Annotated in this window: 17 protein-coding genes and 2 pseudogenes; 12 read left to right on the top strand and 7 right to left on the bottom strand. The window is 67.9% G+C overall.

Going from position 1 to position 18,028, the window contains the following annotated elements; translation table 11 throughout:
* Positions 1–34: 34 nt before the first annotated feature.
* Together ACWD3I_RS46895 and ACWD3I_RS46890 are read right to left on the bottom strand one after the other, a co-directional pair.
* Positions 35–169 (bottom strand): hypothetical protein, encoded by a 135-nt coding sequence (locus ACWD3I_RS46895; RefSeq protein ID WP_365408771.1) that lies wholly within the window; start codon positions 167–169, stop codon positions 35–37.
* Between the two features lie 111 nt (positions 170–280).
* Complete coding sequence (locus ACWD3I_RS46890; RefSeq protein ID WP_365408774.1) at positions 281–415, bottom strand: hypothetical protein; 135 nt, start codon at positions 413–415, stop codon at positions 281–283.
* Between the two features lie 252 nt (positions 416–667).
* On the opposite strand from ACWD3I_RS46890, the gene ACWD3I_RS46885 reads away from it, so the two are divergent.
* Positions 668–1,237, top strand: coding sequence for an SMI1/KNR4 family protein (locus tag ACWD3I_RS46885; RefSeq protein WP_365408777.1), 570 nt, complete (start codon positions 668–670; stop codon positions 1,235–1,237).
* Between the two features lie 16 nt (positions 1,238–1,253).
* On the opposite strand, the gene ACWD3I_RS46880 is transcribed toward ACWD3I_RS46885, so the two are convergent.
* On the bottom strand, positions 1,254–1,721 hold the full coding sequence (locus ACWD3I_RS46880) for an SMP-30/gluconolactonase/LRE family protein (protein WP_365408780.1): 468 nt from the start codon (positions 1,719–1,721) through the stop codon (positions 1,254–1,256).
* A 155-nt stretch (positions 1,722–1,876) separates the two neighbouring features.
* On the bottom strand, positions 1,877–2,209 hold the full coding sequence (locus ACWD3I_RS46875; RefSeq protein WP_365408783.1) for a hypothetical protein: 333 nt from the start codon (positions 2,207–2,209) through the stop codon (positions 1,877–1,879).
* 157 nt (positions 2,210–2,366) lie between these two features.
* Between ACWD3I_RS46875 and ACWD3I_RS46870 the strand changes: the two are divergent.
* From ACWD3I_RS46870 to ACWD3I_RS46860, 3 genes and pseudogenes are all read left to right on the top strand, one after another.
* A pseudogene (locus tag ACWD3I_RS46870) lies at positions 2,367–3,087 on the top strand (IS5 family transposase).
* 629 nt (positions 3,088–3,716) lie between these two features.
* A complete protein-coding gene (locus ACWD3I_RS46865) occupies positions 3,717–3,923 on the top strand; it encodes a three-helix bundle dimerization domain-containing protein (protein ID WP_365408786.1) in 207 nt (68 codons plus the stop codon).
* Positions 3,924–3,964: 41 nt separating this feature from the next.
* Complete coding sequence (locus tag ACWD3I_RS46860; RefSeq protein WP_365408789.1) at positions 3,965–4,531, top strand: GIY-YIG nuclease family protein; 567 nt, start codon at positions 3,965–3,967, stop codon at positions 4,529–4,531.
* Positions 4,532–4,557: 26 nt separating this feature from the next.
* Here ACWD3I_RS46860 and ACWD3I_RS46855 read toward each other — a convergent pair whose 3' ends face one another.
* Positions 4,558–5,304 carry a hypothetical protein gene (locus ACWD3I_RS46855; protein ID WP_365408792.1) on the bottom strand — a complete coding sequence of 249 codons (747 nt, stop codon included), beginning with the start codon at positions 5,302–5,304 and terminating at the stop codon, positions 4,558–4,560.
* Between the two features lie 74 nt (positions 5,305–5,378).
* On the opposite strand from ACWD3I_RS46855, the gene ACWD3I_RS46850 reads away from it, so the two are divergent.
* The 4 genes from ACWD3I_RS46850 (at position 5,379) to ACWD3I_RS46835 (ending at position 11,780) form a co-directional block, all read left to right on the top strand.
* Positions 5,379–6,914, top strand: coding sequence for an ISL3 family transposase (locus ACWD3I_RS46850; RefSeq protein WP_451084411.1), 1,536 nt, complete (start codon positions 5,379–5,381; stop codon positions 6,912–6,914).
* Between the two features lie 304 nt (positions 6,915–7,218).
* Positions 7,219–8,475 (top strand): EfeM/EfeO family lipoprotein, encoded by a 1,257-nt coding sequence (locus tag ACWD3I_RS46845; protein WP_451084410.1) that lies wholly within the window; start codon positions 7,219–7,221, stop codon positions 8,473–8,475.
* Entirely contained in the window at positions 8,472–9,686 is a 1,215-nt protein-coding gene (gene efeB, locus ACWD3I_RS46840) for an iron uptake transporter deferrochelatase/peroxidase subunit (protein WP_365408795.1), read from the top strand. Before ACWD3I_RS46845 ends, efeB begins: the two co-directional genes overlap by 4 nt.
* Before the next feature lie 195 nt (positions 9,687–9,881).
* Entirely contained in the window at positions 9,882–11,780 is a 1,899-nt protein-coding gene (locus tag ACWD3I_RS46835; RefSeq protein ID WP_365408798.1) for a phospholipase C, read from the top strand.
* Between the two features lie 81 nt (positions 11,781–11,861).
* On the opposite strand, the gene ACWD3I_RS46830 is transcribed toward ACWD3I_RS46835, so the two are convergent.
* Entirely contained in the window at positions 11,862–12,545 is a 684-nt protein-coding gene (locus tag ACWD3I_RS46830) for a DUF2202 domain-containing protein (protein WP_365408801.1), read from the bottom strand.
* A 170-nt stretch (positions 12,546–12,715) separates the two neighbouring features.
* On the opposite strand from ACWD3I_RS46830, the gene ACWD3I_RS46825 reads away from it, so the two are divergent.
* Both ACWD3I_RS46825 and ACWD3I_RS46820 read left to right on the top strand, forming a co-directional pair.
* On the top strand, positions 12,716–13,411 hold the full coding sequence (locus ACWD3I_RS46825; RefSeq protein ID WP_365408804.1) for a response regulator transcription factor: 696 nt from the start codon (positions 12,716–12,718) through the stop codon (positions 13,409–13,411).
* Entirely contained in the window at positions 13,404–14,345 is a 942-nt protein-coding gene (locus tag ACWD3I_RS46820; RefSeq protein WP_365408807.1) for a HAMP domain-containing protein, read from the top strand. The genes ACWD3I_RS46825 and ACWD3I_RS46820 overlap by 8 nt, the downstream gene beginning before the upstream one ends.
* Positions 14,346–14,375: 30 nt before the next feature.
* Here the strand turns inward: ACWD3I_RS46820 and ACWD3I_RS46815 are convergent.
* A pseudogene (locus tag ACWD3I_RS46815) lies at positions 14,376–16,315 on the bottom strand (galactose oxidase-like domain-containing protein).
* A 369-nt stretch (positions 16,316–16,684) separates the two neighbouring features.
* On the opposite strand from ACWD3I_RS46815, the gene ACWD3I_RS46810 reads away from it, so the two are divergent.
* Positions 16,685–16,825 (top strand): hypothetical protein, encoded by a 141-nt coding sequence (locus tag ACWD3I_RS46810; RefSeq protein WP_365408810.1) that lies wholly within the window; start codon positions 16,685–16,687, stop codon positions 16,823–16,825.
* 125 nt (positions 16,826–16,950) lie between these two features.
* Positions 16,951–17,925 (top strand): DNA-directed RNA polymerase subunit alpha, encoded by a 975-nt coding sequence (locus ACWD3I_RS46805; protein WP_451084409.1) that lies wholly within the window; start codon positions 16,951–16,953, stop codon positions 17,923–17,925.
* Positions 17,926–18,028: the final 103 nt, after the last annotated feature.

Here is an 18,028-nt window from a genome sequence, read left to right as displayed (position 1 = left end):
TTCAGGATCGGCTGGGGCGCGCGCAGCTCGCAGTTCACGAACGCAGCAGTGCCAGGCCGCCGACGATGGCGGCGGGGCCGACGCAGTTCGGCCGGGTCCTGCCGTCACGCTGCTCGCACTCGCCACGGTTCTGCCAGCAGAGGCGGCACAGGCCGAAGCCCACCGTCAAGGCCAGGATCGACGCGGATCGTGACTGGGGTTCGCGCTCCCTCGCTCTTGCGCGGCACCGCCGACCGCCAGCCCCTGACCGACGTCCGCGATGCCTTCTGAGCGCTTGCCTTCAGGTGAGGGAGGCCCGGTCTGTGTACTCGACGGCCTCGCCGGGCGGCCGGTGCGGTTCCTCGTGCAGGACGTCACGGCGGATAACGTCCTCGCTGGTGCCGTAGAGGTTCCTCAGCTGGGCCCGCAGGGGCACACCGGCGTGTCCATGAGGAGTTGGCGGGCGGTCACCTCGCGAGCGGACGGTCCTGCACCGTGTGCCGGAAAGCGCCAAGCAGGGGGCAGTCAACCCACTCCGAGTACCATTCCTGCGAGGTTTTCCGCTTGGCGCTGCAAGGTGGCTTTCTTGCGCTCGCTTCGGAATTGCGGCACCCGGCGTCGACACTTCGAACAGTAGCCCGCAGTGACGCAGCCGTGGAGGGCGTTCATACAGAGAGGATCGTGGGGAATGAGCGTGGTGGAGAGCTGGTCCCGCGTGATGAGTCTTCTTCAGGAGCACGCCCCGGCCGATCATGCGGATCTGCCCGGGCCTGCCACTGAACAGATGCTCGCGGCCGCCGAGAAACAGATGGGTATCCCGCTTCCTCCGGAACTGCGGGCATGGCTGTTGCAGAACAATCTGGATCTTCCGGAGGAAGATGTGGACGACGATGTGGCATGTTGCGGTTTCGCCGGATTTCCGGACGAGGGGATGTTCTTTCTGGGCATTCGGGCGATAGAGAAGCTCTATGCGAACCACTCCATGCCCGGTGGGGTCAACCCTCCGGATCAGCCGGGCAATCCGTTCTGGCGCAATGAGTGGATCCCGTTCCTGTCGGACCAGGATGGCTGGACGGGAAAGTTCATCGACGCGCGGGACGGCCGTATTGGCAGGTGGGTCGTGGGTGAGATCACGATCACGGCCGAGTACGCATCACCGGCTCGCTATTTCGACTCCGTGGCAGAAATGCTGACGAAAATCGCCGATGGAAGCCATCCGACCTGCTCGGTCACAGAAGGACGACTCTTCTGGTCGTGAAACCAAAGTGCCCCGGTTATTCCGGGGCACTTCTCATTCTGGACGTGGCGGCACCGGTGACGAACACCTCGCCGCGCGCCGAGCGGGTCAGGTCCCAGGCTTCGAGCATGCCGGACACGACGGTGACGGGCTCGGCCTTCCGGCCCTTCACGACCTCGGCACGGTCGAGATGTTTGGCCCAGCTGGGAGGCGTCATGGATGCCTTCTTGTCCAGCTCGCGGTCGATGAAGGTGATGCCGCCATCGGCGTCGGCGGTGATCTCGAACGGCACCGTTGTGGTGGACGCCAGTGTCTTCACGGTCGTGCCGTTGATCCGTACCAGCCTGTTGCCGTGCGCGGCGACAATGCCCGCGTCCGTGGGGACGACCGAGGTGACCGCGCCTGCGAGCGTGACCGGCTTGGACTCCCTGCCGGTTGCCGCGTCGACGGTAATCAGGCGGGGTCTGTTGCTTCCTGTCACCGTCGTGGCTGAGCTAGTGAACACCGCCTTCTCACCCTGGCCGCAGCCGGGCGAGAAGTAGGCGAGCGACGAGTGGAACGGCAGCTTGGTGACCTGCCCGACTGAAGATCGACCACTGCGGTGAATGCGCCGCGCACCATTCCCTGCCAGCGTCGGCGGGGCCTTCGCGGCAGTCCGCCCTAAAAGGGCGAGCAGATCAGTTCGTCGGACTTCTCCTTGTACTCCTGCATTTCACCTGCCTCCCAACCCGCCTCCTTCAGGCTCTGCATCAGCGCTGCCGTGTCGCCGCACAGGACGGAACGCTGCCGATCCAGGTAGGACTTGACGCCTTCAGCGGTCAGCTGCTCCCACGTCCTTTTGACCTCGTCGTTCTTCTCGTGCTCGTAGGAGAACTCGACCCATTCCTTTTCGCGGTCCGTCAGACGAGATGTGTTGATCGGTGCTTCACTTCCCCCGCAAGAGGCGACCATAAGAGTGCACGCCACCACGAGACATATGTGCGCCTTCTTCACAATTCCTCTTCTTTTCAAATCACCGGAGGCACATCGTACGTCATGTACGTGTTAATTTCCCGAAGAGCTCATAACACGATCTTGTTGAGATGTGCTGGTTGGGCGTGACCGGTCTGATGATTCGGCCGTTCGTCATGCTGTGAGTACTCGACCGTGGATCGTGGACGACGACTTGTGGGCGCTGATCGAACCGCTGTTGCCGCCCTGGCCCGAGCGGTCGCCGGGTCCGCGTCCGGTGGCAGATCGGCTCTGTCTCCAGGGCATCCTCTACGTCCTCTATAACGACATAGCCTGGCAACTCCTGCCGCTGGAGCTGGGGTTCGGCTCCGGACAGACCTGCTGGCGCCGCCTGGAGCGGTGGCAGCAAGCAGGAGTCTTCGACCAACTGCACCGCATCCTGCTCGCCGAGCTGAACGCGGCCGGCCAACTCGACTGGTCACGGGCCTGCGTGGACGGCTCCCATGTCCGCGCGAAAAAGGGGGTGCCGACACCGGTCCGTCGCCGGTCGACCGGCGCAAGACGGGCAGCAAACACCACCTGATCTGCGACGGACGCGGAACTCCGCTCAAGGTCATCACTACCGCGGCCAACGTGAACGACGTCCCCAGACCCTCGCCCTGGTCGACGGCATTCCACCCGTCGCCGGCCGCCCCGGCCGTCCTCGCAGGCGCCCAGAGGCCCTGCTCGGAGACAAGGGCTACGACTCCAATCCGAACCGCGAAGAGCTCCGCAAGCGGCGGATCCTGCCTGTCATCTCCCGCAAGGGCGCCCCGAACATCCAGGGCATGGGCAAGCTCCGTTACGTCGTCGAGCAAACCTTCGTCGCTCTGGCCTGCAGTCTGATCTGCTGGCGACGCCTCAAAAGGACCCGCTCATGATCGTGTTACGAGCTCGAAGGGAAAATATCTTGATTCGCGCCTACGACGGGTGAGGGGTACTGGATCAGGACGAGGAAGGCGCAGGCGAACCGGGTGATGGCTGCGGAGTCGAGGCTGCCCCTGCGCAGAACTTGGAGATGGCCTTCAGCAGGGCGTCGGCGCGTTCGGTGGCAGCGAGGACGTCCCGGACCGTGGCGTTGAACCGGGCTCGGCGCTGCAACGGCCGGCGCGCTCCGTACTGATCGCGCTGGAAACCGTGCTGGGGGCCTCCCACCGGTGCCACCGCCTACGACGACGCCCTTGCCGTCGCCTCCCTCGTCGAGGGCGGCACCTCGGGCATCGACTCGGCCGGCTACGTCGTGCAGGACATCCTCACCGCCCGCTAGGCCCACCGCACGCCCGTGGCGGGCACGGTAGGCCACCGGCTCCCGGACCGGTGGCGAATCATTTGCGCGGCCATGACCACCGCATTGCATCGGATGCCGAACTATTCCGTTACCGTTCCATGTCAGGGCCCGCCGGCAGCATCGTCGACGCCGCAAACAGGGCGGCCGAGGAATGTCCAAACGGTGCTGTCGCGGGCCCTGCCCAAAGAACCTCAGAAAGCCCCGGCCCCACGAGGGAAAGCCATGATGATCGAACTGGACGAGGACGTCGCCATCCAGCACGTCACCGAGCACCTCAAGACCTCGCACGGCGACACCCACACACCCGACGAGATCGACTCCGCGGTCGCCGCGGCCTGCGCGTCCCTCGAAACCGTGCCCGTGCTCGTGGAGCGCAGGGCCCGCAGCATCCTTGTGCGAGCGCACCGGCTGAACACCGACGGCACCTGAAGTCCCTGACAGTCCCGCCCGGCCCGGCCTAGGGTGCGTCCATGCTCGACGACGTCATCGCCCGGCAGGCCGAAATCAACCTGCTCTCCGCGCCGCGCGCCCTGGACGCCGCGGTCGCTGGCCTGCCCACCACGGCGTGCCTGTACGCCTGGTGGGCACCGGCCGACGTGCTGGCCGCCTTCACCGGTCCCGCCAACTCCGACCGTCCCGAACTGCGGCTTCTCTACCTGGGCAAGGCCAAGCGGCTTCGGTCCCGCATCATCTCCAACCACCTGAGGGACTCCGGCCGCTCCACCCTGCGCCGCACACTGGCCGGACTCCTGATGTCCACGGAGGGATACCGCACGGCCTGGACCGACCGCGTCGTTCTGATCGGCGAGGACGAGCAGCGCCTCACCGACTGGATGCACCGGCATCTCACCCTCACCTGGAGCGAGCACCCCGATCCCGTCCCGCTGGAAACAGTACTGATCTCCCGTCTCCGCCCCCCGCTGAACGTCGACGGAGCCGAACACGGCACCGCCCTGGACCGCGTAAAGCAGGCACGGGCCCTCTACTACTCCAGTGCCGGACCCCGCCCGGACAACCAGACAGCCGAGAGGAACTGATCCCGCACCAGTGCTCCTGAGGCGGGTCAGGAGGCATTCAACAGTGCCGCGGCTTCCGGACGGCTTTCCAGCCAGGCCGCCGCGTCGGGGTTCTCCCGGAGCCATCGGGCACAGACGGCCCATTCCACGTGCTCGCTGCCCGCATCGCTCAGCACCACGTCGGCGATCAGGGATGTACATGTCGCGGAGGCGCCGTGCGCGCTGCACGCGTTCTTGTCGTTTGCGTGCGGAGTGATGGAGATGATCCTGGACGACATGGTCCGGACGTCCTCGGTGTAGACGCGGTCGAACCAGTCGATGAACTCGCGGACCGTGCCGATCCTGGCGACGCGGTCATGCAGGGCCTTCTGGTCGTGACCGGTCAGGAACCATCCGAGGGTGACCGGCGCGCCGCAGCCGCAGCCGCACGTCCGGGCCGCGTGCTCAGACTCGAAGTACGTCACCGGGTTGCGGACCGGCTCAATCGGCTGGGGTTTTCCGACGTACGCGTCGTGAACCGGGTGCCCGGCCTGAAGGAAGCGGCCCTCGATCGCCCGGCGACCACCGGACACCGGAACGAGGCGGTCGATCTCGATCGCCTGGCGCACGATGCCCTGCGAAGACAGCAGGGCGTACTGCTCCCGGTCGGCCCGTTCACCGAGTACCCAGCATCCTCGGTTGGCGCGGAACAGAGCCTCGTCATCCATGTTCGGGTCCCATCCGACATGGTCACGGCCCAGCTGGTCCTCCCTCGGGTTGACGTAACGCATCGCCCCGAGCGTGATGTGGATCATGAGTGCCCCCCAATAGATTGGCCCTGTCTCACATTCGGTGGTGACGGAGAGTGCTGGTTCATCGTTGACGTGACGTGCAGAATGTCAACGAGCTTGTAGATGTGGTGTTTTCGGGGCTCGCGCCGCTGGTCATCGAGGACGTGACGGATGAGGGCGAGCGGATTTCGGTGCGGGCGCGGACGCCTGAGGGTCCGGTGCCGTGTCCGGGTTGCGGAGCACTGTCCGGGCGGGTGCATGGCTTTCATCTGCGGACGGTGGCCGACGTGTCGGTGGACGGACGGCGAGTGGTGGTCCGTGTGCGGGTGCGGCGTCTGGTGTGTCCCACGCGTGGCTGCCGGCATACCTTCCGCGAGCAGGTGCCCGGGGTGTTGGAGCGATATCAGCGCCGCACCGCACGGCTGACCAGGCAAGTCAAGGCCGTGGTCAAGGAGTTAGCGGGCCGGGCGGGCGCACGTTTGCTGGCGATACTCGCGATGGGACTGTCGCGTCACACTGCCCTGCGCACCTTGTTGCGCATCGCTCTGCCCACCAGGCAGGTGCCGCGCGTGATCGGGGTCGACGACTTCGCCCTGCGCCGGCGCCACCGCTATGCCACCGTGGTGATCGACGCCGAAACCCACGAGCGGATCGACGTTCTTGCCGACCGCACGGCCGACACCCTGGAGGTGTGGCTGCGCGAGCATCCGGGCGTCGAGATCGTGTGCCGGGATGGCTCGGCCACGTACGCCGAGGCCATCCGCCGTGCGCTGCCTGATGCGGTGCAGGTTGGCGATCGCTGGCATTTATGGAAGAACCTGTGTGAAGCGGCCCTGAGCGAAGTGAAAGCCCACAGCACCTGCTGGGCCACCGTACTGGACGCACCCCTCTATGACGGGCCCCGCGCACAGACCACCCTGGAACGGTGGCACCAGGTTCACGGTCTGCTCGACCAGGGTGTGGGCCTGCTCGAATGCGCCCGCCGCCTGCAACTGGCCCTGAACACCGTCAAACGCTACGCCCGAGCCGATCAGCCCGAGCGCATGCTCCGCGTCCCCAAATACCGCGCCAGCCTGGTCGATCCCTACCGCGAACACCTTCGCAAACGCCGCGCCGAGGACCCCGCCGTCCCCGTCCTGCACCTCTTCCAAGAGATCAAATCCCTCGGTTTCACCGGCTGCCTCAACCTCCTGCACAAGTACATCAACCAAGGCCGCGCCGATGCCGACCGCAGCCACATCTCCGCACGGCGGCTCGCCCGGATGCTGCTCACCAGACCCGACAACCTCAAGGCTGAGCAACGACAGCTGCTGGACCGCCTCACCGCGGCCTGCCCCGAAATGACTCAACTGGCAGTCTCTATCCGGGCTTTCGGCCAACTCCTGAAGCCTCAGCCAGCAAATGTCGACGCGCTCGAGCTCTGGATCACCCAGATCCGCGCAGCCGATCTGCCGCACCTGCACGCCTTCACCCGGGGGCTGGAGCGAGACCTCGACGCCGTGATCGCCGCGTTCACGCTCCGCTACAGCAACGGACCCACCGAGGGCGTGAACACCAAGACCAAGCGGATCGCCCGCCAGATGCACGGTCGAGCAGGCTTCACTCTCCTCCGCCACCGCATCCTCCTCGGATAGCGACACCCTCCGTCACCACCGAATGTGAGACAGGGCCAATAGATTGACAGCCCGGGCACCTTGCCCTGCAACTATCCGCACACTGCCCTACCCGGCCGATACCTTAAACCCCTAGACCCCTAGGGTTATTACCCAATGACCGAGTGGCCGCGCCCCTCGTAGCTCTGCCGGATCGCTGAATGAACTGCGGCCGAATTCTGCCTTTTCCTCTGGTCAGGACCTGGTCAGGAACGCGGTTGCGAGCACGCAGCCTGCTTAAGCTCGTCTGTGCCGCCTCATTCGTACGACTCCCCGGAGGCCCGGCGTGCCCCAAGCCGCCCCCGACACCGAAGCCATATCCGGCCCCAGACCCCCCGAGCCCGTCGCCCCGCGGCGCACGGTGCTGCTCGCGGGCGGTGCTCTGGTTGCCGCGATCGCCGTGACGGCAGGCGTGCTGGCAGCCGGGAACTCCGGTGACAGCGCCGACAAACGCGCCGCGGCGGACAGCCTGCGGCACACCACCGTCGGCGTCACCGGCTCCGGCTGCGGACGCGGCTGGAGCCACCCGGAGCCCGGGCACCAGGTCTTCGACCTGCGCAACACCTCCAGCAGTGCGGCCGAGGTGTATCTGACCGACGCGAGGACGGGCGCCGTCTACGGCGAGGTCGAGGGACTCGCCCCCGGTACCGTCCGCCCGATGCCGGTGACCCTCGGCAACGGCTCGTACGCCTTCAAGTGCCTGCCCGACGACGCCGACGCCGTCACCGGCCCCACCGTGCGGATCACCGGAGGCGGGACGGTGAAGAGCGGTCCGGCCGCCCTCCCCGTCTCCCAGCAGGACCTCATCCCGCCCACGCTGGCCTACCAGAAGTGGATCCAGGCCCACACGGTCGAACTGGCGAAGAAGACCGACGTGCTACGCGCCGCCGTCGACCGCGGCGATCTCGCCGCCGCCCGCACCGCCTGGCTGCCCGCGCACCTGGTGTACGAGCAGATGGGCGCCGCCTACGGCACCTTCGGCGACGCCGACGCCGAGATCAACGGGACCACGGCCGGACTGTCCGGCGGGGTGCACGACAAGGACTTCGCCGGGTTCCACCGCCTCGAGTACGGGCTCTGGCACGGCGAGTCGGCCGGCAGCCTGCGCGGCCCGGCCGACCAACTCGCCAAGACCGTGCACGCGTTGCGCGACGGCTGGCCCGACCAGCGGATGGACCCGGCCGACGTCGGCCTGCGCGCACACGAGATCCTGGAGAGCACCGTGCAGTTCGAGCTGACCGGCCGCACCGACTACGGCAGCGGCAGCAACCTGGCCACCGCCCGCGCCAATCTTGACGGCACCCGCGCGCTCCTCGGCTGTCTGCGCCCGCTGCTGACGATCCGCGATACCGGCCTTGCCGAGCTCGACTCCTGGACCGACCGCGCCCAGAACACCCTCGCCAGCTTCGACCACGACGGCCACTGGACACCGTTGACCGGCCTCACCCGCGCACAACGGGAGAAGGTCGACGCCGACCTGGGCGAACTCGTCGAGCGGCTCGCGAACGTGGCCGCCCTCACCGACGTACGGAGGACCGCGTGAACACCGTAGGCCGCCGGGGCTTCCTGGCCGGCGCGGCCGCCGTGGCCGGCACCGGACTCGTGGCCGCCGACCGCGCGGCCGCCGCAGCCTCGGCGCAGCCGGGCGAGAGCGCGCGCGTGCCCTTCCACGGCCGCCACCAGGCCGGAATCACCACCCCGGCACCACGCGCCACGTCGTTCGTGTCCTTCGACACCACCGCAGCCAGCCGCGGCGAACTGACCGACCTGCTGCGGACCCTCACCGACCGGGCCCGCTTCCTCACCACCGGCGGCAGCCCGGTGCCGCTCGGCATCACCGCTCCCCCGAGCGACTCCGGCACTCTCGGCACGGACGTCCCGGCCGACCACCTGACCGTCACCGTCGGCGTCGGCGCCTCGCTCTTCGACGACCGCTACGGCCTCGCAAGCCGCAAGCCGCATCGCCTCACCGCCATGCCGTCCTTCCCGGACGACGACCTGGACGACGCCTGGTGCCACGGTGACCTGAGCGTGCAGTTCTGCGCCGCCAACGCGGACACCGTGCTGCACGCCCTGCGCGACGTCACCCGGCACACCCGCGGCGGAATGCAGGCGCGCTGGCGGATGGACGGCTTCGTCAGCCCGCCCCGCCCCTCCGGCACCCCGCGCAACCACATGGGCTTCAAGGACGGCACCGCCAACCCCGATGCCGGAAACTCCCGTGAGATGGACCGCCTGGTGTGGGTGGGCCAGAGCAGTGGTGAGCCGGACTGGGCCACCGGCGGCAGCTACCAGGTCGTACGGCTGATCCGCATGCTGGTGGAGTTCTGGGACCGGGTCTCCCTCACCGAGCAGGAGCGGATGTTCGGCCGCGCCCGCGACACCGGCGCGCCCCTCGACGGACGCCACGAGAAGGACACCCCCGACTACGCCCAGGATCCCAAGGGTGATGTGATCCCGCTGGACAGCCACATCCGGCTGGCCAACCCCCGCACCTCGGCCACCGACGACCAGCGCCCCCTGCGCCGCGGCTACAACTACGACCGGGGCCTGGACAGCAACGGCAACCTCGACATGGGCCTGCTCTTCTGCTGCTACCAGCAGGACCTGGCCCGCCAGTTCGAGACGGTGCAGAAGCGGCTGGCCGGGGAGCCGCTGGTCGACTACATCACCCCGTTCGGCGGCGGCTACTTCTTCGCCCTGCCCGGAGCCCGGGATGCGTCCGACTGGCTGGGACGCGGACTGCTGGCTTGACCTCGTCGCCCCATACCAGTCAAGAACAGGCCAAAGTTCTATGGGATTTCCCTGAAAGACCATGGGTCTTTCCTGACCGGACGTTCGCCCACCCGCCTTGCCTCTCACCCAGCATTGCCGAGGATCCCGTCGTGTCCGGCACGGCCGTGGATACCACAACAGCGGAACTCGGCGCTCCCCGGAAGGCGAGACAGCATGATCGGCACAGGTAGAACCCCAGGCGCGCGAGGCCGGTTGGCCCGCGTGGGCGCCCTGCTCGGCGCCGCCGCTCTGGCGACCGCGGGCGGCACCGTTCCCGCCTTCGCGGCCTCGACGCACGGCGGTCACGGTCACTCGGGCACGCGCACCGCGACGCCGATCAAGCACGTGGTGGTGATCTACGACGAGAACGTCTCCTTCGACCACTACTTCGCCACCTACCCGAAGGCCGCGAACACCGACGGCACCACGTTCAAGGCCGCGGCGCACACCCCGAAGGCGAACAACCTCCTCAGCTCCGGGCTGCTGACGAAGAACCCGAACCTCTACGCGCCCAAGCGGCTGGCCAGGTCGCAGGCCATGACCTGCGACCAGAACCACTCCTACGGCCCCGAGCAGTACGCGGCCAACGGCGGCAAGGCGGACAAGTACGTCGAGAACACCGAAGTCAGCAAGTGCACCGGGCTGTTCGGCGAGCCCGGCCTGGTGATGGACTACTACGACGGCAACACGGTTACCGGCCTGTGGAACTACGCCCAGCAGTACGCCCTCAACGACAAGTCGTTCAGCTCGGTCTACGGCCCCTCCACCCCCGGCGCCCTCAGCCTGATCTCCGGCCAGACCCACGGCGTCATTTCCGTCGACCCGGCCACCGGCACGGAGAACCCCAAGCAGACTGCGAAGCCCGACTCGTACGCCGTCATCTCCCCCGACGCCAAGGGCGTCGGCACGGTCATCAACGACCCCGACCCGGCCTACGACGACTGCGCGGACAAGGACCACACCGCCACCAGCGCGCTCGCGGCGATGCAGGGCAAGAACATCGGTGACCTGCTCAACGCCAAGGGCGTGAGCTGGGGTTGGTTCCAGGGCGGCTTCCGCCCGTCCACCGCCTGGGACGGCACGGGCGGCGACTACGCCCAGTGCGCCGGCACCACCCACACCAACGTTGGCGGCGCGGCGGTGGAGGACTACAGCCCCCACCACAACCCGTTCGCCTATTACAAGTCGACGGCCAACCCGCACCACCTCGCCCCGAAGAACATCGCCGAGATCGGGCACAGCGGGCGGGCCAACCACAACTACGATCTCACCGACTTCGACGCTGCTCTCAAGGCGGGCGACCTCCCCGCGGTCAGCTTCCTCAAGGCCGCCGAGTACCAGGACGGACACGCCGGCTACTCCGACCCGATCGACGAGCAACACTTCCTGGTCAAGGAGATCAACGCGCTGCAGCGGTCCCCGCAGTGGAAGTCCACCGCGGTCGTGGTCGCCTACGACGACTCCGACGGCTGGTACGACCACGTCACCTCGAAGGTCCTCAACGGCTCCAAGGACTCCACCCTCGGCTCCAACGGCAAGGCCCTCGACAGCGCCGCCTGCAAGGCAGGCCCGGCTGCCAAGGGCGGCTACACGGACCGCTGCGGCCCCGGCACCCGGCAGCCCCTGCTTGTCATCTCCCCCTACAGCAAGGTCAACAAGGTCGACCACACCGCCACCGAGCAGACCTCGATCACCAAGTTCATCGAGAACAACTGGCACACCGGCCGCATCGGCGACGCCTCCTTCGACCAGCGGGCCGGCAGCCTGGCCGACCTGTTCGACTTCCGGCACCCCAACAACAAGCAGGTGCTGCTGAACGCGGACGGCTCGGTCAGGTCCGTGAAGCCGATCCCGCACCACTACGCGCAGACGGCGTCATCCTCCTCCACGCATGCCCCGTACCCGGCGTACGTGCAGGACCTCAAGGCGCAGAACGTCGCCGACAGCAGCTCCACCTCCCCGGCCCTGCCGATCGCCGTCGGCACCGGTCTTCTGACCGCCGGCACGATGACCACCGTGTTCGCGCTGCGCCGCCGCAGGGCGCGTGCGGGGACTCCGACGACGGCCGTGTAGGTACCGGCCTCTCTCCGACGATCCCGACGGTCCCGGCCAGGTACAGGCCGGGGCCGTCTCCCTTTGCTCCTCTTGCTCGTCCTACTCGTCGGCGATCCAGTGCTCGAATGCCGTGAGGTGCCTTTCGGAGGCGGCGAGCAGGTTGGTGTACACCTGGCGCGTGTCCGGGGCGGTGAGTCCGGAGAGCGCCTTGGTCAGTGCGGCGATGTCGTCGGTCTCGACCGTACGGCCGGCCTTCAGGGCTCCGGACAGGCTGTCCTCACCCTGCTCTAGGAGCCGGTCGTAGGTGGCCTGCACGGCCGGGGCGGAGAACTCACCGGCCGGCGTGTCGGCGGTCGGGTCGGTGACGTCGTAGCGGTCCAGCAGGGTGCACACGGCGGTCAGGTGCTGGGTCTCGGCCGCCGCAATCCGCTCGAAGACGCGCACGTCGTAGCGGTCCGCGAACGCCGTGTAGAGGTCGTGCGCGAGCTTCTCCTCCTCGGCCATGCTCGCCAGCGTGGCCTTCTGAGCGGCCGTCAGCGTGCCCTGCTCGGCCAGGGCGGCTCCGCCGCAGGTCCCCTCGTGCTGCCGGATGCCGTCCGTGGGGCCGCCGTGCTGGTGACGCGCCCGGGGCTGAGCGTCCGTCAGCATGTTCTGGGATGTGGTCTGCGCGGCCACGGGCCCGGCGCTGCCGGGGTCCGCAATCACCGGGCCCACCGCCAGCACGCCGCCGATGGCGAGCGCACCCGCGGTGACCGCTGTCGCGATCTTGATGTTGCGCTTCATGGCGAACCTCCTCGGTTCCGTGGGGGGTCTTGCGTTCCCACACCGTCACCGTCGCGCTGGGTCCTGCAGTCGCTGTGCGGTGCGTGTGGAGACGGGATGGAGACGGTCGACGGGCGGGTGGGGCTGTTCGGCCCCTGCCGGGGCGTGCGTGTGGCGCGTAGGTATGGGACATGGCCGCCACGGTGCTCGTCGTCGAGGACGAGAGGGAGATCCGCGAGTTGCTGCGCCGCTACCTGGAGCGCGCCGGATACGGCGTGCTGACGACCGGGTCGGGCGCCGAGGCGGTGCGGATGCTCGGTGAGCGTGGGATCGACCTGACGCTGTTGGATCTCGGGCTGCCGGACCTGGACGGTGACGAGGTGCTGCGCGAGGCCCGTGAGCACGGGCGGGTGCCGGTGGTGGTACTGACCGCGCGCAGCACCATCGAGGACCGCATCCACGGTCTGCGGCTGGGCGCCGACGACTACGTGACCAAGCCGTTCAGTCCCACTGAGGTGGTGCTGCGGGTGGGTGCGGTGCTGCAGCGGGTTGGGGGTACGGCGACGGGGGTGGCGCCCGTCGCGTCGTACGGCGAAGGACGGCTGCGGATCGACGAGGCGCGGCACGAGGCGGTGCTGAACGGCTGTTCTCCGGAATTGACGCCCACCGAGTGGGGGTTGCTGACCACGCTGGCGTCGGTGCCGGGGCGGGTGTATTCGCGCTATGAGCTGGTCAACCGGGTGCGCGGTTACGAGTTCGCCGGGTACGAGCGGACGATCGACTCGCATGTGAAGAACCTGCGGCACAAGCTCGGGAGCGTCGGCCCCGAGCTCGTGGAGACGGTGCTGGGCGTGGGCTACCGGCTGGGGTGGGCCCATGATGCGTGAGCCGCGTTCGCCGCGCTCCGGCGTCCGGGCGTCCGGTGGGCTCGGCCCGCTCGGCCGACGGCTGTTCGCCGCGTTCGCCGTGGTCGCGCTGGCGTCCGTGGCCCTGCTGACTGTCGCAGCGCTCGTCGGAACCGACCGCGGGCTCAGCAGTGCCCACCAGGCCGACCGCCAGAGGGCCGCCGACCAGGTGGCCGCGGCCGCCGCCGACGCCTACCGGGCTGCGGGCGGCTGGTCGACAGCCGACCTGTCGGCGGCACGCTCCATCGCAACCGGCGCCGGCTCGGTGCTCACGGTGCGCGACGCGGACGACGAGATGGTCTCCGGCGGCTCCAGTTCCAGCTCCGGCTCCGGCTCCTGGGCGGACGACGAGCCCGGCATGGCCGGCTCGGGCCGCGGGCATCACGGGGAGGACACCGGCTCCGGACGTGGCGCGAGCGCGTCCGTGGTGGTCGACGGCAGCACCGTCGGCTCCGTGCGCCTCGTCTTCTCGGCCGGCTCCGGGTCGGCGGGGCTGTCCGTCGCCTGGGGCTGGGTGGCCGCGGCCGCTGCCGGCGCGCTGGCCCTGGCACTTGCCGTGAGCTGGTTCGTCACCCGCCGCCTGACGGCTCCCGTGGTCCGGGTCGCGTCGAGCGCCCGTGCGCTGGCCGCCGGGGACCGCAGCGCACGGGCCCGGATCGACGCGCCCGGTGAACTGGGGGACCTGGCGCGCGCCTTCGACGCCATGGCCGACGACGTCAATCACGCCGAGCAGGCCCGCCACCGGCTCGCCGCGGACGTGCAGCAGGAAGGGGTGTACGAGGGTCTCGATTCCGTATATGCGCACCGGTGCACCGACTCCCGCACGCGCACCATCCCGGCCTCACTTCCTCGGAGTTTCCCGTCAGTACCTCATTCAAGGGATCGGAAGGCCGTGACACGGCCAGAAGTGAGATGACGGAATCCCTACGTCCCGCGCCCGCAACGGTCAACGCACCCTGACCCACCGTGCCGTGGACGGTGCCCCCTGATCGTCGGTGACGAACAGCATGTACCAGCCGGAGGGGACCAGGTCGCGGTTCTTCGGAACGGTGGCCTGGATACCGCCGCCGTCCTCGGTCTCCTTGAAGTCCAGGGCGATGGAGCGCTGTTCGACGTCGGTGACGTGAGTGGTGGAGCTCAGGTGGATCAGGCGGGCGGTCCTGATGGCGGAGGCGTACTTGGTACGGAAGATCGCAGTGGCCCCGTGTTCCACCGTGCCGGGGCCGCTCGTCAGGGACGGCCGTGAGGTGCGGTACAGGTACGGCGGCGTGCAGATCTCCAGGCGCTACTCGAAGACGCCCGGCTTGGTCTTGGCCTTGTCAGCGAAGAGCGAGTCACCGCCGAAGGTGATCACCCAGCCGTCGGGCAGCAGGATGGAGCCGGAACGGTAGTTGCGGCCCACCTCCGGCGCCATCCGGCGCATCTCACCGGTCTTCGCGTCGTAGATGCGCGCCTGGAGGATGCTCTCGGCGGAGGGGCCCCGGTAGTCCTGGTCGCCACCGGTGATCAGCAGGGTGTCGTCGTGCAGGATCGACAGCTCCGGGTAGCGGGGGCCTTCCTCCAGCTGCGGGCCGTCCGTGAAGTGCGGGCTGTCCGCCGTGAGATCGATGATCCTTGTCTTCTTCGACGACTTGATCGATTCCCCGATGCCTCCGCCGCCGACCACCATGAACTTCTCATCCTGGGCGGGCGGGAGCATGACCGTCCCGGAGGTCTCCATCAGGCTTGCGTCGTCCAAGCCGGGCAGCTTGGTGAACTTGTTGGTGGCGAACCGACAGATGCCCGGGGTGCGGCCGACGTCGTTGGGGCCGTAGCCAGCGTTGGAGCCGGAGTAGAAGAAGGTGCCGTCGGGCAGTGGAAGACGGCCGGGTAGGTGGGGAACTGCCGGACCTTTCCGCTATACGTCCAGGTACGGGTCTTCGAGTCGTAGATCTCGCTCTTGCCCGGCACCACCTGGCCGATGTCGTCCAGCCCGGACAGCGCCAGCACCCGCCCGTCGGAGAGCCGGGTCAGGGTCGGGTACCAGCGGGCCTCGTTCATCGGGGCGACCTTGGTGAACTTCTCCGTACGAGGGTCGAACTCGTAGGCGTCGTGGATCCCCTGGAAGTCCTTCTTGTCCAGGCCGAGTTTGTTGGCGATGCCGTACACGTTGCGGGTGTCGGAGCCGGTCAGGCCCTGGACCCGTTAGTTCTCCTGGGCGCTGGTCTCGTACTGCTTGCCGCGTTTCTGCGCCTCGACATAGACGCGGTTCACACTCGCCTCGGTAGGCAGGAACTTCCCGTTCTTCTTGTCGAAGATCTTCTTCGCGGGCTCGACGGAAACGGGGTCCTTGGAGACGAACGCCTTGTGGTTCTCCTTGCCGGTGAACCGCGTCCCGGCGGGCAGCGTGACCGTCTTGCCGGGGTCCTCGTTGTGGACGATCATCAGCCCGCCGCCCTTGGTGACGTCGCCTTTGAGCTTCTCGTAGCGTTTGGTGCCGCCCGCGAACAGCAGCCTGCCGTCGGCCAGATGGATGTGGCCGGTGCAGAAGAGGTCGGCCGGGGTCCGCACCTCGTGGAAGGTGTTCTCGACCGGGTCCCGGACCACCGACCGGAAGTTCTTCGCATCGAAGTTGTCGAGGTTGTTCCCGGATCCTGCGACCAGCAGGATCTTGCCGGTGTGGAGCAAGGCCGCGTGGATGGTGTTCTGCCGGAACTCCTCAGGGACGTCGACGACGTCCCAGTGCCCGTTCTCCGCCTTGTACTCGGGTCTATTGATCTCGTACTGGTGGTACTTCTCACTCCCGACGCGGTGCAGCCACCACCCGTTCAGACCGGCCAGCGCAAGCACCACCACGGTGCCGACCAGCAGCCGACGGGCGCGACGGCGCCCTGCGTGGCCCTCCATGTCGCGGATCCCTCCGGACAGCTCGATGGTCGTCCGCCGCCTCCCCCGTGCGCTGCGGCCCGATCGAGCCTGTACTGCGGCGTCCACAGGGCTTCCCCGCTCCGCATACGCAGTCGGCGGCCGCTTGACGCCACCATGCTATTTTGCATCATGCAAAGCTTGACGCAAGAAGAAGTAAGGACGCCGCAAGCAACAGGGGGTCGGTTGTGGACACCTTTCGCCAGTCCTTGAGCGACTGGAGGGAGAAGATGCGCGGCCTGTTCGGGCACATCGCCGCGCACCCGCCCAGGACGGCCGTGCAGCCTGTGGCCGTTCCTACGGTGACGTCGAACATCGACTCAAGGTCATGGAGCGGCCCTTCCTTCCGAGATGATCCTGTCCGCCGACGACGGAATCAGGCTGGTCGCCGCCCGTCCGCTCGCCGACAACGGCGGCGGGATGTTCGCCGTCCCCCGGCGCGAGTGTCCGGACGAGGCCGGAATCCGACCTTGGCTCGGGTCGCGCGTGTGACGCGGGTCGGGTTTCCGCTCAGGGACTCGATGCCGTTCTGATCCTCAAAGACACCGAAAGATTTTCGACGCTTTACTGTCCATGACGCCCGCTGGTGGGCACCGAATAGCCGGAGGCTTTACCCCATGCTGATTGCCCAGCGTCCCTCGTTGACCGAAGAGGTCGTCGACGAGTTCCGCTCCCGGTTCGTGATCGAGCCGCTGGAGCCGGGCTTCGGCTACACCCTCGGCAACTCTCTTCGCCGTACCCTCCTGTCGTCGATCCCCGGCGCTGCTGTCACCAGCATCCGCATCGACGGCGTCCTGCACGAGTTCACCACCATGCCGGGCGTCAGGGAGGACGTCACCGACCTGATCCTGAACATCAAGCAGCTGGTCGTCTCCTCGGAGCACGACGAGCCGGTCGTGATGTACCTGCGCAAGCAGGGCCCGGGGCTGGTCACCGCCGCCGACATCGCTCTGCGGGGCAGCGTCGATGTGCACAACCCCGACCTGGTCCTGGCCACGCTCAACGACAAGGCCAAGCTGGAGATGGAGCTCACGGTCGAGCGTGGCCGTGGCTATGTCTCCGCCGTGCAGAACAAGCAGGTCGGCCAGGAGATCGGGCGCATCCCGGTCGACTCGATCTACTCGCCGGTTCTGAAGGTCACGTACAAGGTCGAGGCCACGCGTGTCGAGCAGCGCACCGACTTCGACAAGCTCATCGTCGACGTCGAGACCAAGAAGGCGATGCGTCCGCGTGACGCCATGGCCTCCGCCGGCAAGACCCTGGTCGAGCTGTTCGGTCTCGCCCGCGAGCTGAACATCGACGCCGAGGGCATCGACATGGGCCCGTCCCCCACGGACGCCGCCCTCGCCGCGGACCTGGCGCTGCCGATCGAGGAACTCGACCTCACGGTCCGCTCCTACAACTGCCTCAAGCGCGAGGGCATCCACTCCGTGGAAGAGCTCGTCGCCCGCTCCGAGGCCGACCTCCTCGACATCCGCAGCTTCGGTACGAAGTCCATCGACGAGGTCAAGGTGAAACTGGCCGACCTGGGCCTGGCTTTCAAGGACAGCCCCGGAATCGAACCTGTCGCCACCTTCGGGAGCACCTCCTAGCTCGCGCCTAGGGCCTGTGTGAGGTTGTGATCAATCTGGGTTCTGGTCCCGTGCGGGGGCGGGTCCTGGTAGGACGCTGGGTGTGACACGTAGGCAACTCAGC

It is taken from the genome of Streptomyces sp. NPDC002817, assembly GCF_053592055.1.
This window is presented reverse-complemented; position numbering and strand designations above follow the sequence as displayed.

Excerpts from the sequence above, each read along its gene's own strand:
- ACWD3I_RS46885 (WP_365408777.1), top strand. The coding sequence starts at position 668 with ATGAGCGTGGTGGAGAGCTGGTCCCGCGTGATGAGTCTTCTTCAGGAG.
- ACWD3I_RS46865 (WP_365408786.1), top strand. The coding sequence starts at position 3,717 with ATGATGATCGAACTGGACGAGGACGTCGCCATCCAGCACGTCACCGAG.
- ACWD3I_RS46860 (WP_365408789.1), top strand. The coding sequence starts at position 3,965 with ATGCTCGACGACGTCATCGCCCGGCAGGCCGAAATCAACCTGCTCTCC.
- ACWD3I_RS46855 (WP_365408792.1), bottom strand. The coding sequence starts at position 5,304 with ATGATCCACATCACGCTCGGGGCGATGCGTTACGTCAACCCGAGGGAG.
- ACWD3I_RS46835 (WP_365408798.1), top strand. The coding sequence starts at position 9,882 with ATGATCGGCACAGGTAGAACCCCAGGCGCGCGAGGCCGGTTGGCCCGC.
- ACWD3I_RS46830 (WP_365408801.1), bottom strand. The coding sequence starts at position 12,545 with ATGAAGCGCAACATCAAGATCGCGACAGCGGTCACCGCGGGTGCGCTC.
- ACWD3I_RS46825 (WP_365408804.1), top strand. The coding sequence starts at position 12,716 with ATGGCCGCCACGGTGCTCGTCGTCGAGGACGAGAGGGAGATCCGCGAG.
- ACWD3I_RS46820 (WP_365408807.1), top strand. The coding sequence starts at position 13,404 with ATGCGTGAGCCGCGTTCGCCGCGCTCCGGCGTCCGGGCGTCCGGTGGG.
- ACWD3I_RS46810 (WP_365408810.1), top strand. The coding sequence starts at position 16,685 with ATGATCCTGTCCGCCGACGACGGAATCAGGCTGGTCGCCGCCCGTCCG.
- ACWD3I_RS46805 (WP_451084409.1), top strand. The coding sequence starts at position 16,951 with ATGCTGATTGCCCAGCGTCCCTCGTTGACCGAAGAGGTCGTCGACGAG.